This is a genomic window from Geitlerinema sp. PCC 9228 (assembly GCF_001870905.1).
GTDB lineage: Bacteria > Cyanobacteriota > Cyanobacteriia > Cyanobacteriales > PCC-9228 > PCC-9228.
The window spans coordinates 1-15,734 of the sequence record NZ_LNDC01000103.1 but is presented as its reverse complement, the minus strand read 5'-3'; the positions used below and the strand labels follow the sequence as shown (position 1 = coordinate 15,734).

At 47.7% G+C, this 15,734-nt stretch carries 10 protein-coding genes; 8 read left to right on the top strand and 2 right to left on the bottom strand.

Annotated elements, in window-relative coordinates; all coding sequences use genetic code 11:
• Positions 1–58: 58 nt before the first annotated feature.
• The 5 genes from AS151_RS10530 (at position 59) to AS151_RS10510 (ending at position 8,502) form a co-directional block, all read left to right on the top strand.
• Complete coding sequence (locus tag AS151_RS10530) at positions 59–943, top strand: EAL domain-containing protein (RefSeq protein ID WP_170861370.1); 885 nt, start codon at positions 59–61, stop codon at positions 941–943.
• A 342-nt stretch (positions 944–1,285) separates the two neighbouring features.
• Positions 1,286–2,491, top strand: coding sequence for a response regulator (locus AS151_RS10525; protein WP_084639510.1), 1,206 nt, complete (start codon positions 1,286–1,288; stop codon positions 2,489–2,491).
• A 613-nt stretch (positions 2,492–3,104) separates the two neighbouring features.
• A complete protein-coding gene (locus tag AS151_RS10520; protein ID WP_170861369.1) occupies positions 3,105–5,309 on the top strand; it encodes a glycosyl hydrolase in 2,205 nt (734 codons plus the stop codon).
• Positions 5,310–5,452: 143 nt separating this feature from the next.
• Positions 5,453–7,456, top strand: coding sequence for a 4-amino-4-deoxy-L-arabinose transferase (locus AS151_RS10515; RefSeq protein ID WP_139240611.1), 2,004 nt, complete (start codon positions 5,453–5,455; stop codon positions 7,454–7,456).
• Between the two features lie 422 nt (positions 7,457–7,878).
• Entirely contained in the window at positions 7,879–8,502 is a 624-nt protein-coding gene (locus AS151_RS10510; RefSeq protein ID WP_071517011.1) for a glyoxalase-like domain protein, read from the top strand.
• A 6-nt stretch (positions 8,503–8,508) separates the two neighbouring features.
• Here AS151_RS10510 and murG read toward each other — a convergent pair whose 3' ends face one another.
• Positions 8,509–9,573: an undecaprenyldiphospho-muramoylpentapeptide beta-N-acetylglucosaminyltransferase gene (gene murG, locus AS151_RS10505; RefSeq protein ID WP_084639509.1), complete on the bottom strand. Its 1,065-nt coding sequence runs from the start codon at positions 9,571–9,573 to the stop codon at positions 8,509–8,511.
• Positions 9,574–9,840: 267 nt separating this feature from the next.
• Here murG and AS151_RS10500 point away from each other — a divergent pair, with 267 nt between their 5' ends.
• The 3 genes from AS151_RS10500 (at position 9,841) to AS151_RS10490 (ending at position 14,304) form a co-directional block, all read left to right on the top strand.
• A complete protein-coding gene (locus AS151_RS10500) occupies positions 9,841–10,626 on the top strand; it encodes a nuclear transport factor 2 family protein (RefSeq protein ID WP_139240610.1) in 786 nt (261 codons plus the stop codon).
• A gap of 314 nt (positions 10,627–10,940) precedes the next feature.
• Positions 10,941–13,115 carry an alkaline phosphatase PhoX gene (locus tag AS151_RS10495; protein ID WP_071517008.1) on the top strand — a complete coding sequence of 725 codons (2,175 nt, stop codon included), beginning with the start codon at positions 10,941–10,943 and terminating at the stop codon, positions 13,113–13,115.
• A gap of 157 nt (positions 13,116–13,272) precedes the next feature.
• Positions 13,273–14,304, top strand: a complete 1,032-nt coding sequence (locus tag AS151_RS10490) for a C39 family peptidase (RefSeq protein WP_071517069.1) — start codon at positions 13,273–13,275, stop codon at positions 14,302–14,304.
• Positions 14,305–14,366: 62 nt separating this feature from the next.
• On the opposite strand, the gene nadC is transcribed toward AS151_RS10490, so the two are convergent.
• Positions 14,367–15,275, bottom strand: coding sequence for a carboxylating nicotinate-nucleotide diphosphorylase (gene nadC / locus AS151_RS10485; protein WP_071517007.1), 909 nt, complete (start codon positions 15,273–15,275; stop codon positions 14,367–14,369).
• Between the last annotated feature and the right edge of the window lie 459 nt (positions 15,276–15,734).

Genomic DNA, 15,734 nt, shown 5'->3' with positions numbered 1-15,734 from the left:
GCAAAAACCGTAAGTCAATAGCATGAAATACGCCAGTAGGTTTTCAGGAGTCCGTCAGATGATGTCTAACAGCACCGATCGCAGGGAAAGCGATTTCGACCGCCGCACCTCTTCCAGTTCCATCGATAAGCTTAGTTCGATTGAATTGGAAAACGATTTGCGCCAAGCGATCGTCCATAACGAACTACAACTCCACTACCAACCGCAAATCGAAACCAACAGCAACCAAATTAAGCGCGTAGAAGCCTTGGTGCGTTGGGAACATCCAGAAATAGGCTTGATTTCCCCAGGCGTATTTATTCCCTTTGCAGAAGCAAATGGTTCGATCGTACATATCGATGAGTGGGTTCTGCGTGCAGCTTGCGAGCAAGCAGCATCCTGGCAAAAACAAGGATATGATATTTCGGTTGCCGTTAATCTTTCTGGCGTTCATTTTACCGATAAAGGAATTAGCGATAAGGTGCTGCAAATTTTATCCGAAACTGACTTACCTGCGCACAAGCTGGAAATAGAACTAACAGAAAGCGCTGTAATTAAAAATATGAGTGCCGCGATCGCTGCCATGAAAAAGCTCAAACGGGCAGGCGTACAGCTTTGCTTGGACGACTTTGGCACTGGTTATTCTTCCTTACTGTACTTGCAAAAGTTCCCCTTCGATCGCCTAAAAATTGACCGTGGCTTTCTCAATCAGCTCCGGGAACGTTCCAAAACAGCCACCATTGTGGCAGCCATCATCCAACTGGCACATGACTTAAACTTAGAGGTGGTGGCGGAAGGGGTAGAAACAAGCGAACAAGAAAAATTTATTTGCCAGCACGAATGCGAATCTTGGCAGGGATACTGGTTTTCTCCCCCCGTAGCGTATTTTTCCCTAGAAGCAATGCTGCTAAAGAGCCAATTAGCAACACCATTTAGATACCAAGCGGCCCCCTTTGTAGCTTGACAAAACGGCCATCCCGCCTTCAATTCGCTCCCATTCTATCAAAGAACCATTGCTCAAAATTGACTCTTATCATCAAACGCCCAACTTGTGGTAACATATCTGGGAGTATTGAGACCTTCGAGTGACGCAGCGCACAGACAAATCGACCCAATATTGCGTACGATCGTAAAGGGTAGACAACCGTTCCGCAAAATCTTAGGACATTGATTTTTCCCACCAGGGGATCCTTTTGTTGCCAGCGCAACACACAACAATAGGGAAGCCTTAAGTTTAGACCCCCCAGCTATCAAATTTTTTCCTTTCTCTCATTTTTGTCCACTGCCTTTCGAGCCGATTGAAGCCATGCACACTACCGACTTCGCAAGCAACCAAATGCCACAAACCATGAATCCCCACGAACAAGCTACCCAAAAACTTCCTTGGCAGCTGGAAAAACGCGCCAGCGAAGGATTTACCGGGAAATTAGATGTCGTTTCCAACCAGGAAAGCTGGACCCTTCTCTTTTGCCTGGGTCGCTTGGTTTGGGCAGTTGGTGGCAAACATCCCAATCGCCGTTTCCGTAGAATTTGGCAGCAGACTTGCCCCCAGGTAGCTTTGTCCGATTTTGCTCAATTAGAAGCGGAAAGCTCCGAGCTACCCTGCTATCAAATTTTGCGCGCCGCTTCCCGCCAAGGAAAAATCAGTCAAGAACAAATTAAATCATTAGTAGCCCGCAATTGTCAAGAGGTGCTTTTTGACATCTTATATCAAGAAGCTTCCCAAGCGGTTATCTACAACGCTTCCCCAGAAGGGGGATTGGATAAAGTAGCCACCCTGATGTCAGGGTTGGTGCTACCGCGGCAAGTATTGCCCCATAGCGAAGAAACGCAACAAGCTTGGCATGCTGCGGGATTGAGTCAAATTTCCCCCGATTGTGCCCCCGTTATTCTCCATAAGGATAAACTACAACAAGCTACAGCCCCCACTACCTATCAGGTATTGGTTAAAGTCATTGATGGTCAGCGTTCCTTGCGGGATTTGGCGGCAGCTACTCAAAAAGAGTTGTGGCGTTTGGGGAAATCTCTGCTGCCTTTGATTCAAAAAGGGATTATTAAACTGAAGGAGGTAGCCGATTTACCCAGTGCTACCACACCAGTCAAACCCAAAGCCAAAAAAACAGCCAAACCCAAACCGTCGATCGCTTGTATCGATGATACTCCGGAAGTTCTCAAACAGATGGAGCAAATCGTGACCAAAGCCGGCTGTCGGTTTGTGGGAATTCAAGACTCCGTGCAGGCTTTGCCGACTCTGTTGGAAAGCAAACCCGACTTGATTTTTTTGGATTTGGTGATGCCAGTTGCCAACGGATACGAAGTTTGTTCGCAAATTCGACGGGTAGAGGCTCTCAAAGATATTCCGGTGGTGATTCTGACTGGCAGAGATGGCATGGTTGACCGGGTTCGCGCTCGAATGGTAGGTGCCAATGATTTTATGAGCAAGCCGGTAGAATTTGAGAAGGTCTTTGCTTCTATGAAAGAAAATTTGAAAGCCAGCCAGGCAAGTAGCTAGAGTTTCAGATACCAACCTTCACAATTGGGTTTTGGCAGTGCGGATAACTATGAGTGCTTGCTAGCGAATTGCAAAAGTTGAAAATCCCACGAATTCTATTTGTGGGATTTTTGTTTTATTGGATATATCCAGATCGACGTTCCATTGTCTCCGAGAGCGTGCACCGGAATACCATTTTTTAAAGTTTGCAATAGATAATCGGCGTATTTTTGTATGGGTACTCGCGTGTTGCCACCCTGCTAGGGCAATGAAAAAATTTTGGAAAATCATTGTTTTTTAGAAATGGATCGAAAATTTCTGCGATCGAAACCAGGAAAACCTAGGGACAGTACACTTGTAGCTGCCCCGGCAAGACCCCTTTTTCTGTGTTTGCGGCTGCCAGTTCTGCGGGCAAATACCTACGTATTTGCTTAAAAGCGATCGCTGTTAAAAATCTTCAAGCACCAAAATACTCATTATCTTGACAGTTCAATCTGGCTGTGTTGATATTGAGGCGTAACATTTTATAGCAAAATATATTTACATTAGTTTTATGCAGCGACCGTCTATAGCAAACATATTTTCATGGGTACTTACACTGAGTTTTTCCCTGACGGTACTTCTAGGTAGTTTGGTGGCAGGAGGAGAAGCTGCCTACGCTCACCGTCCCCATGATGTGGTTTCCCAGGTCGTGGTTTCTCCCACATACAACCAAGACCAAACCGTTTATATTTTGGTTCGCAGTAGCCTTTTCCGCTCTCAAGATGGCGGCGAAACTTGGCAACGCTTATCCAACGGTCTGGACAACCACAACGGTTTGCAAAGCTTAACCAACTCCGCCGCCAATCCTCGCGTTCTCTACACGGCAGCACCTGGCGATGGGATTTACCGCTCTGATGACGCAGGAGACACCTGGGGTTCGGTGAATACAGGAATCGACGATCTCGAAATTACCTGGGTGGTATCCTCCCCTGCCGATGCCAATTTGGTATTTGCTCACACCAAAACCGGCAAACTCTATAGAAGCGAAAATGGTGGCGAAGGTTGGGAACTGGTTCGCCAGGACTTGCCAGCCACGGCAATAGCGATCGCATCTGACGGTTCCAATCCCATCTTGTTAGGAGACGAAAACGGTCAAATCTGGCGTTCTGAAGATCGCGGAACAAGCTGGAATCAGGTCAATTCCCCATCGGATGTGGGTTCGGTCAATCAAATCGCGATCGCAAATGACTTTGCCAACAGCCAAACCTTCTTCATCGCTACCGGGGAAGCCGGCGTCTATCGCACCACCGATGGCGGACAATCCTTTTCTCCCATGAATGAAGGACTGTCGGATCGGCGAGTGCAGGATGTGCAGTTGCTGGCAAATGGAACTCTGTTAGCCTCTAGTTGGGAGCAAGGATACTGGCAGTGGCAAACGGACGAGCAAACCTGGGTCAATCTATCAGAAGGATTGGAACCAGAACCCCAGGCAGATGAATGGGAAGTGCCGCAGTTTGAAGATTTGGAAGTTTCCAATACTTTTTCCGAAGATGGAACGGTGTTTCTGGGTGCCTTTGCCGGATTGTTTCGCAGTACGAACGGCGGTCAGCAATGGCAGCAGTTGGAAACCCTATCGTTGGGAACGGTTATCGATATGGCAGTGTCTCCCGCCTATGCAGAAGATAAAACCGTTGTCGTAGCTACCTATGTGGGGGAGGCTTATATAAGTCATGATGGGGGCGATCGCTGGCAAGCCATTAACCAGAATCTTTGGTTACCCCTTTTTACACGTAAGGTCCTGGCCCAGCGTCAAGATGGTATCGAGCAAGACCCCCGTCGCTTTTTTGATATCGAACTATCTTCTACCTATGCCCGGGATGAAAACATCCTGCTCTCGATTTTATACAATAAAATTTTACGATCGAGCAATGGTGGCGATCGCTGGTCCATCCAACAGCTAGAACCAGGGGTACGAGGGGTTAGTCTTACGTATTCCCCCGCATTCGAGCAAGATCGCACCGTTTTCAGCATGAATCAAAAAGGCGTGGTTTTTCGTTCTACCAACGGCGGGAAATCCTTTGAGATGATTGCCGAATCCGGTCCACCGCAACCAGGCAACGATTCTCCCTCTACCGTTGTTTCTCCTACCTTTGCTGAAGACCAGACGCTCTTTACTTCAGGGAAACAAGGGGTTTACAAAAGTATGGATGCAGGGGCAACATGGGAACTGTTAACGGCAGGGACGCCTCTCGAAACAGCGGCTAGCTTGCAGTTGGCCATTTCTCCTGGATTTCCCCAAGATGCTACCCTCTGGGTAGGTACGCGCACTGGTCTCTATCGCACCACCGATGGTGGCAAGACTTGGGCAAAAGTGGTTCGTTCTGCTTATGGAGACAATCCTTATGTAGAAGCGATCGCGATTTCTCCCAATTACAGTCAAGACCAAACCCTCATAATCAGTATACGCGGAAAAGGTTTGTTCAAAAGTACCGATGGCGGCAGCAACTTTACCAACGTTTATCGGGGAAAGCTCGCTTTTGCGCGTTTGGACAACGTACCTTCGGCTGGCAAAGCTTTGCAATTTTCTCCTAACTACGCCGAAGATAATACAATTTTTGGTTTTGGGTCTGCCCGCACGGACATTTACCGCTCTACCGATGGCGGTGCAACTTGGGAAGTATTACCTATCGAAAGAAAAACCCTAGAAACCATTGGCGAACCCGGTCTTGTGGCGAAAACCAGCCTGCTGCTAGATATTCACAGTGGCAAAATTAAGAAACTCTTTGGTTTGTTGGTAGCTATGGGAGTTGCCTACTTTATTTTCCGCTGGATGCGCCGTCAAAAAATATTTGGTTGATTTTTGAGCATCCAATAGATACCAAAACCGAAATGGATCGACTACGAAATGCACGATGCCGTTTCTCTTTATAGGGGGATTGATAGGGCGTTTTTCCTATTGCTTCTGTTTGAAGTCAATCGATTTTAACCTTTTTGATGGCCATGTTATTTCTTTTATTTAGTTTGCTTCCTATTGCGGCGTTGGCGCTCATCTTTCTGGTTATCAAACAAGTGCAGATGGGTTGGCGGAAATCTTTGCTAGATGCTAGCTGGGTTTGGGGAGTTCTCTTAACCATTATTACGGAAAGTCTCAGTATTTTTCACCTGTTTGGGTTTGCTGGGGTAGCACTTTTATGGTTCCTAGTAGATGCTTTCTTAATTGCCATTTACCTGCAAGGACGTTCCCAGGGAAAATACAATCCTTTCCAGCTTCCCCAGAAAGTTTCCTATTCCATTCGCCAGCTTTCGATTACCGGCAACCTGGAAATTTTGGGGATTTTTTTAACCGTTCTCGGCATTGGGATGGTGGCGTTTGTTGCTGCGCCCAACCATTCTGATTCCATGGAGTATCATTTACCTCGGGTGGTTCACTGGATTCAGAATCATAGCATAGCTCACTATCCTACTCAGAATATCTTTCAACTATATCAAAATCCATGGTCGGAGTTTGCGATCGCGCATTTGCAGATATTAACCCAAAGCGATCGCTTGGCTGCCTCGATCCAATGGTTTGCTATGCTAGGCTCCCTTGTAGGAGTTTCTTTAATTGCTCAAGAACTTGGTGCCCACCGGCAAGGGCAAATTCTCTCAGCGATTTTTTGTGCCACCATTCCCATGGGCATTTTGCAGGGGTCAAGCACAAATAACGACCTGGTTGTTGCTTTTTGGATGGTCTGTTTGGCTTATTTTGCACTACTCACGTTTCGTCAGGGAGTTCATACTCTCAATATAGTGAGATTGGGAACTAGTTTGGGGCTGGCTATTTTAAGCAAAGGAACAGCCTATATTTATGCGTTTCCTGTTTGTCTTTGGTTGGCAGTGTGGGGAATTCAACACTACCGATGGAAAGTTTGGCAACCCATTGTTTCTGTATCGGCGATCGCAATTCTGTTAAATTTGGGACATTATGTTCGCAATGTTTTGGTTTTTGGTTCTCCTCTAGGTGTTCCTGGAGAAGAAACGATAAATGCCTTTGGTCCGAGAATTTTGATTTCTAACGTTCTCAAACAACTGGCTTTACATGCGGATTTCATTCGGTATCTGCGCCTCGATGGGTGGATTACCCCCATGACAGGTATAGCGGAAAAAGTGATTCGGATTTTTCATAATGTTTTGGGGGTAGATATTAACGACCCTGCTTTAATGAGTTCTAAATATCCTAAATTCTTCGTTCCCAGTATTTCTTTTAACGAAGATGCCGCTGGCAATCCCGTTCATTTACTGATAATATTTTTAGCCTTGGGATTGATGGCGATTAATTTTCGATTGCCAAAACGTCCCCTACTGTTTGCTTATGCACTGGTCGTTACTGGGTGTTTTTTACTGTTTTGCGCACTTTTGACCTGGTCTTTACCGCGATGTCGGCTCCATTTGCCGATATTTATCCTCTATGCTGGGTTTGTGGGTGTGGTTTTATCGCATTCCTTGAATCGTAGAATTGTCGATATTGCCGCTATTTTGTTACTGGTTTTTTCCTCTCCTTGGATCGTTCACAATTCTGTCAGACCCCTATGGGGAGAAAATAGTATTTTGGCAGTATCCAGAGCCGAACAATATTTTCGTACCCAACCGGATCGTACAGAATTATATATGGAATCTGCCGCGATCGTTCGCTCCTCTTCCTGTCAACAGGTTGGTTTGGATTTTAAAAATACATCGTTTGAGTATCCTTTTTGGGCGTTAGTTAATGGCAACCAAAGTTCTCAGATTTTCAGGCATGTGAACGTGCAAAACCAATCATCTCCTTTATTACAAAAGTCTCCGTTTCAAAATTTTCAACCTTGCGCAATTGTATATTTTGCTTCTCAAAGCACCGATACCCCTTTAGAAACAACAAAAACCAGGGGCGGAAGGCGTTACAAGCAAGATTGGTATCAGTCAAAAGTCCAAAAAAACAAGCGAGAATCCGTACAAATCTTTGTGAGAAAATCTGACATAACAGAATAAGCGAACTCATGCTATTTTAAAAAACAGCGATTGTTAGGAATTTCCCAATTGCCTTGGTAGGGGGGTCGTAATTTGTTCTCCGTATTGACATGGAATTGGGGGTCTCGCAGGTGAAATTTCCCCAATGGCAAGCAGCTGGTAAAAAGCCACGAACCGAACAGTTGGCGCGGGGTGTGCTAGAAGCTGGGAAAAACTGTTAAAAAGGATAGAATAGGAGAAAAGCAACCTGATGTTGACCTACAAGGCAAAGAACGGTTTTTTCTGGAATTGCGGGATTTCGATCGCTGGCTGATTTTCTCAAACAGGGCGATCGCGGCAAAAAACCAGATAACATTCGTAGCGGCTTGTAGGATCGCCTTGTGGTTGCTGGTCGTTCTCTTTATAATTTTTTTTAGCCGTAAGTTCGGTTTGGGATAACGTACATGGTTTTAGGATTGCACGCATTTTCGGCGCTCGATGGTTTTTCTTTGCCAGTAGGGGAAATAGAACCGCTACTGGCGGGATTTTTCTCTGGTTTGCCCCTGGATAGTCTGTTTTCCACCCAGGGCATCATGGTCATGTTGCTGGTAGCTTATGGCGGTGCCATGTGGATGTTTTTGACCAGTGCCCCGAAAGTGCATACAGTCATGGTATCGGATTTGGAAACCGCCCGCCAGTTTTACGAAGGCATGCTCCAACTGCCGCCGGCAGACGTTCCCCTGCACTATTATTACAATTACGAGCAAACCGTGGGAGCCGCTGGTGTCGATCCGCTGTATCTGTCGGCAACGGACTTTGGCGGTGCCAGTACCCGCAATCTGGATACCCCCGACGGTCTTTGGTATCAATTGAAGAAAAACACTCAACTGCACGTTATCTCCGGTGCGAACTTTGGCAAAAAGAATCGCCACCGCCACGTTTGCTTCGACCGGGATTGTTTGGAAAAAATTTTAATGGAAGTGCAGCTGAACGGGGTTAAATATAAAATTCGCACCGACGACCCCTTGAACTTCTTGGTCAAAGATGCCAGCGAACGGATTATCGAACTTAGCGAAGTAGCCAAATAGATGCTGCTACGGTTTTTCTAAGGTTTCCCGAATCAAACCGGCCATCTGTTCGCCACCATCGGCAACCGATAGTTTGGTGACGTTGTCTGCCATGGTTTGCAACTGCTCCGGCACCTGCAATAGTTGCAAAACCTTGTCTTGTAGGGTTTCGGTGGTTAGTTCTCCCTGACGCAGCACAATGGCGGCCCCCACACCGGCAAAGACCGCAGCATTGTAGGCTTGATGGTCTTCGGCGGCATAGGGATAGGGAATTAAGACAGAGGGGGTAGCTGCAAGGGCTAATTCCGCCAAGGTGCCGGCACCGGCGCGGCTAATGGCTAAATCGGCACGCTGGAGCAAGGCAGCCATGTCATCGTAAAAAGGCATGGATATATATTGAGGATGCTGCAAACTATCGGCGTTGGTATCGTTGCTGCCGGTTAAATGAACCACCCAAGCACCCGCTTGAAACCAAGCCGGCGCGCACTGACGCACCAGTTCGTTGACTGCCACGGCCCCTTGGGAACCTCCCATAACCACAATCAGGGGGACACCGGCGGGAAGATCCAATTGTAACGGTTGGGAAACGGTAAATTCCGGACGCACGGGAGTTCCCACCAAGACAGTTTTGGCGCGGGGTAAATACTGAGCTGCCGTACCAAATCCCAATCCCACCACGCTGCACCAGGGACTGAGCCAACGGGTTACTTTTCCGGGTAAAGCGTTGGATTCGTGTAAAATAGCGGGTAATCCTAAAGAGCGGGCGGCTAGGATGCTGGGAGCGGCAATGTAGCCACCGGTGGTGAAAACCCCTTGGAAATTCCCTTTTTGCAGCAGTTGCCGGCAGGTGGCAATGGCAGCAATCAATCGCGCCAGGGTACCCACGGCTGCCAGTTTCGAGCCACGCTGCAATCCACTCACGTTGATGGTATGCAACGGATAGTGGGGACCGACCAGTTTCGTTTCCAAGCGATCGCGAACGCCCAGCCATTCGATATGATAGTTGTGAAGTTGCTTGGCTACCGCCAGGGCGGGAAATAAATGCCCCCCCGTGCCGCTAGCCGCAATTAATAAGCGAGTCGTTTGTTTCATCGAAGGTCCCCTCGCCATGCCTACTTGGTCATTGGTTGTCCGTTGTTCGTTTGGGGCAATAGTTCGCGGGTGGTATAGTTACATACCTAATAATAGGTATTTTATAGGAATTGGGAACCTTTCGCGACCCCAATCTTCCCAGATGGCAGCCAAATGACGCACCGGGATGGTATCTTTGCCAAACCCGCTTTCAAAGAAATCTATCGAACGAACGTATCCATGATGCACCTTTTGCCAGCGATTCTTCAAAAAAATTCCGTTTTCCAAATGTACCAACGTTTCCGTCGCTCCTCTCGATTGGGGTTGACAGCAGGCGCTTTGGCTGCTAGTGCGATCGCGCCTTTGCCGCTGAATGCCGCACCACCAGAAGAAGCCCCCAACCGCTTAAAAGAAGCAATTGAAAATATCGAAACTGCTGCCAACAAAGGCGATTTAGAAACGGTTATACAATATTACAGCAGCGACTTTAGCCACGAAGACGGTTTTGACCGCGCTCAATTTCAACAGAAGCTGAACCAACTGTGGCAGCAATATTCCGATTTAAACTACGAAACCGAACTCACTTCGTGGGAAGAAAGCGACGAAGGATTGGTCGCCACCACCAGAACCCACCTCACCGGCAGCCAGCAACGGGAAGAGCGCACCATTCGTTTGGATGCAACAGTGGTTTCCAGGCAAGTTTACCAAGACGGTCAAATTACTTATCAGGAAACTCTATCGGAAAAAACCCACTTGTACTCTGGAGAAAATCCTCCCCAGGTAACGGTGAATGTTCCCGAAACGGTTACTGTAGGGCGTTCCTACAATTTTGATGTCATCGTGGAAGAACCTTTGAGAGAGGATAAGCTTGCCGGCACTGCTTTCGACGAATCCGTGCTTTCTGACAAATACCTACAGCCGACTAGCTTCGATTTGGAATTGCTACCAGCGGGCGGATTGTACAAAGTTGGACGCGCTACAGTAGTCGAGAATACATACTGGGTTTCTGGGGCGATCGTACGCGGTGGCGGTATAACCATGGTGAACCACCGAATTCATTTTCGCAAACAGTAGCGTACCGAGATTGGGAGCATGGAAAATTGCTGAGCGTGGGAAATCGAAAAATGCAACAATTCCAATCTGATATACAAAAATCACAATTTCCTGTAGGGGGCAACCATGGGGGATTACCCCTACAGGAAATTGCTACGCTTTCGCGGTTGATCTATATCGGATTCTGTATGAATTGTTTTTTCCCAAGCTCCCATGCCCGACTTAACTTAATAAAACTCAATAAAAAAATTTTAATAATTACTTAACCTTCTTATAAAAATTCTCTTCTAGTGTAAAGAAAAGATAAAGCTTTTCTGGGTTCCAAACCATCTTTTATGAGAATTAAGCGCAGACATTTTCTCCAATTTCTCGGTGCGAGTGCCGTCACCATGAGCATTGGTTCGCTACCGACTGGCAGCAATGGTAGCAAACTAGCCATGCCCTTTGCCGATGCCAACGCTGCCACAAGCGATCGCTTGAGTTTTTCCCCCGTTCGCAGTCCCATTCCTTTAGAATACGAAAACGTTCCCCCCAGCGAGCAACCCCAGCAATTTGCTACCTTTGAAGTCATCGACGATATCGTTTTACCGGAAGGATTTACTTACGATATTATTGGTTCCTGGGGCGATCGCCTGGCCGATTCTCGCTTTGGATATAACAACGATTATTTATCTTTTATCGAAACCAGCCCTAACGAAGGCTTTCTCACCATTAACTTTGAATACATCAGTGGCAAAACCTGGATGCAAACCTATGCCCCGGTCATTGGCAAATCGCTGCCCTTTGATGCGGTGAAAGCTGCTGCTGCAAAAAATGGGGGCACCATCGATGCGTGGGTACTCGCCGCTGGCGATCCTCTCAAAGCCGAAATTTTAGAAATTAGTAAAGAAGCCCTCATCGACCAAGGCATTGGCGTGATTTCTATCCGTCGCAACGCCAACGGCAAGTGGGAACGTACTTATTCAAAAAGCGATCGCCGCATTACTGGCATCTCCGGTTTGGAAGACGGCAGATACCTACGTGCCACCGGTGCTGCCACAGCCGTTTTCCGCAAATCCAACAAAATGGGGTACGACGATGGTCTCAACGAACGCATCATCGGCACCATCCAAAACTGTGCTGGCGGGACCACTCCCTGGGGAACTGTGATGAGTGCGGAAGAAAACTTCCAAGACCAAGTCCACGAACCCGTCATGCCAGATGGTTCCTCCTTCGACCCCAGTGCTTCCCCATTTATTATCAACGAAGGAGCTGTGGATGGTCGCGGCAATCCCTTAGGTTTGGCAGGCAACAAATATGGCTACATGGTAGAAGTAGATCCCGCCAATCCGCAAGATTACGGAACCAAGCACACCTGGCTGGGGCGTTTTCGCCACGAAGCAGTGGCAGTGAATGCCATGTCCGGCCAACCCTTAGCCGTCTATTCCGGATGCGATCGCCGCGGCGGTCACGTTTACAAATTTGTCAGCAAAGGTAAAGTTCAAAATCCCAAAGACAAAGCCAATTCCCGCCTCATGGAAGATGGCATGCTGTATGCTGCCTTATTTGAATCCAATGGACGCGGTCGCTGGATTCCCCTAAAAGCCGATACACCGGTGAATCCCGTAATGCCCAGTAGCGTCCACGGCGGTATGGTTACTTTTCCGAAACGCCCGGAAGGCGGCATTTTTAAAGCCACCAGCGATGCCGAAGCCAAAGCATTCCAACGTCGTTTTCGGACTTTGGGAGATTTGTATGCTGGTAGCGATATGGAAAAACAAGGAGCCATCTTAATTGATGCTCACTTTGCCGCCAATGCTGCCGGTGCCAGCTGTACCGCACGTCCGGAAGATACGGATATCAGCGAAGACGGTACCCTGTACATTGCCTTTACCTCCGGTTCCCCCGGTGGTGACGGCGGCCCTGACAAGCAAGTCTTCTCCGCCAAAGACCAGCAAGCTTGGGAACATGGCTGGATTATGAAACTCAAAGAAGACAACAACGATCCGGCTTCCATGACCTTTACGTGGGAAATGCTTGCCATGGGTGGCGAACCGGCAGATGGCGGTGCTGGTTTTTCCAATCCCGATAACTTAGAGTTGGATAAAGCCGGTAACGTTTGGATGGTGACGGACATTTCCACCAGCAAACAAAATACCCCCAATGCCGAACACCGCCGCGGTGTCTTTGGCAACAACTCCATTTGGATGGTAGCAGCTTCCGGTCCGCAAGCGGGCAATGCTTACTTATTTGCGATCGCACCTATGGAATGCGAAACTTGCGGTCCCATGTTCTCGCCAGACCAGCAAACTCTATTTTTAGCAATTCAGCATCCCGGGGCCGACAATGGCATCCGCCGAGATGGGGCCACCGAAACCCGTCAATTTACGCTTCGTACTACCACCGGCGAAGAATTTTCCCAACAACGTACCGTACCAATAGGTTCTAACTGGCCGGATAAGCAAGTTAACCAGCCGCCAAAGCCTTCTGTGGTGGCAGTTCGACGGGTGAATTCCCAGCCAATTCTGTAGCGATGCTGAAGTTGAATTTCTAAGATTTTGTCGGGGTTTGGTTGCCGAAATCTTGCTATCTTCGCCTTTTTTGCAGGTGGATAGCAAGATTTATTTTTGTTTGGCTGGATTTGCTACAATTAGGACTATATTCCAACAATTAATGAGGCTGTTGGTCATGGAACTGCAAGATTTTGTAGATAGCGATCGCCGTTACGATACCAACCAGATTGCAGCGGATGAAGAACTAACCCGTCAAATCCAACAAAGACTCAACGAGTTGGGATTGTTGGACCCACCAATTGACGGGATTTTTGGTCCGGTATCCACCTCGGCTTTGGAACGGTTTCAGCGACTTTTGGATTGCGGCGAACCTGGTTTTCTCGGGTCGGAAACGGCGAAAAAATTGCTCAACGCCAGCAAAGAAGAACTCTCGGCGAGCAATCTCACTTTGAAGGTGGTGAAAGATACGGTTTTTAAAGCCAAACCCATCGATTCTTCGGCTTTGGAAGATTCGGAAAAACAAAGCGTCGCTGCTGGGAACGAGTTCGAGTTAGTGGCTTACGAACAATCCCGCAGCAAGCATTTTCGCGTCACTTTCAGAAACGAATCGTTTTTAGATAGTAAAGTTTGGTATGCTTTTGGCGGGCATGTTGAGTTATATGCGGGAAGCGATCGCATCCATCCCAAACCCAAATCCGCCAGTGTCAAGCTATCTATTCCTTATAAATCTCAATTAGATAATTATTACAATCCCACGGGAGCTTGTAATGTCACTTCCTTAGCCATGTGCTTGGAATACTTGCAAATCCCCCGAAAAAGCAACTACGGCCAGTACGAAGACGAACTCTACGAATATGCGATTAACCGCGGCTACAGCCGTCACCAACCCGAAGATTTGGCACAAATTGTCCGAGACTACGGTGCGCGGGATAATTTTGTCATTAGCGGTACCATTGAAGATGCAAAAGACTGGGTAGCCGATGAAAAACCGGCGGTGGTTCACGGTTATTTTACGCAATTCGGTCACATTGTAGTGTTGGCGGGGTATGACGATAAGGGATTTTTCGTTCACGATCCGTATGGGGAGTGGTTTCCAGGTGGTTACCGCACCGATTTAAGTGGCAAATACGTGCATTATTCTTACAATTTAATCCGTCGAACTTGTATGCCAGATGGCGATCTCTGGACACATTTTATTTCCAAGTAAGCATACTCAATGGGGTAAGCTACGGACAGCATTAATATTTTCCCTCTCTTCTGTCCCTGCAATTATTCGATCGCCATACTCAAATCCAACCAACTGGCTTTGGTCACCAAGGCACTGGTGGAAATGTAGTCAACGCCGGTGGCTGCTACGTCGCGGATATTGTCGAGGGTGATGTTGCCGGAAGCTTCGATTTTGATGGGGCGTGCTTTGACTTCGCTAACCGTAGGTTGTGTTTGACGAATTATCGCGATCGCTTTTTGCATGTCGGGGAGGCTCATATTATCTAACATGATAATATCGGCATGGTGCTGGATGGCTTCTTGTACTTGGGAGATGGTTTCGGTTTCCACTTCAATGGTCAGAGGATAGGGAATGGTGGCTCGCAAACGCGCGATCGCTTCGGAAATGCTGCCAGCAGCGGCTATATGATTGTCTTTGACCATGACGGCATCGTCGAGACCCATACGATGATTTTGGGCACCGCCTACTTGGGTGGCATATTTATCCAAGATACGCAAGCCAGGGGTGGTTTTGCGCGTGTCTACCAGTTGCGTGGAAAAATCTTGGATGGCATCGACATATTGACGGGTTTCGGTGGCAATGCCGCTGAGATACATGGCGGTGTTGAGGGCTGCTCGTTCGCCGGTGAGTAAGGTATCTAAGTTTCCTTGTATTTGCGCGATCGCGGTTCCCGATTTGCACCAACTGCCCTCTTCTACCAAAAATTGCACTTGGGTTGGTGGGTCGAGCAGGAAAAACAACCGTTCCACCAGGGGCAATCCGGCGATGACACCGGCTTGTTTGGCTATCAAGGTGGCTTTGCCGGTGGGGATGGCGGTGTGGGCAAATAGACCTTGCGTGGTGCGATCGCCGCGACCAATATCTTCTGCCAACCACTGTTTTAACCAAGGGTCGAGAACCACCCAGGGCGGTAAGATACCTACAAATTTTGCCACGGTTGAATGTCCCATTTTGTTCTTTTCTCCGGTTCCAGTATAGAAGACAATCGGGCAATTCAGAAAATACTTGTGCTGAGCTTGTCAAAGCATAGGGGAAAGCGTCCGTGCTTGTTCATTTCGCACTAATTTTAATAAGAATATATAGGTTTAAAGGTCAAAATTAGATGTTTTGCAAGTTGTTGTCTGGAGAGAGCGATCGCTCTTTTCTAATGTCAAACCAGCGAACTGCTACCCATTAATCCGTGACAATGATAGAATTTTATAGAATCGAAGCGACGGTGATGTGGGTTCCATGGCTGAGTCCTCTCCTTCTCATTCCCAAAACCAAAACAACAAGCTACAGAATGTTTCGGTGAGTGGCAGTGGTCATACCATTTCATTGTACAGAGGGCAATCTGGCAGCCACCATCAAGTAGGGTGGGCAATGCCCACCCTACTATACCCATTTATCCGTGACAATGATAGAATTTT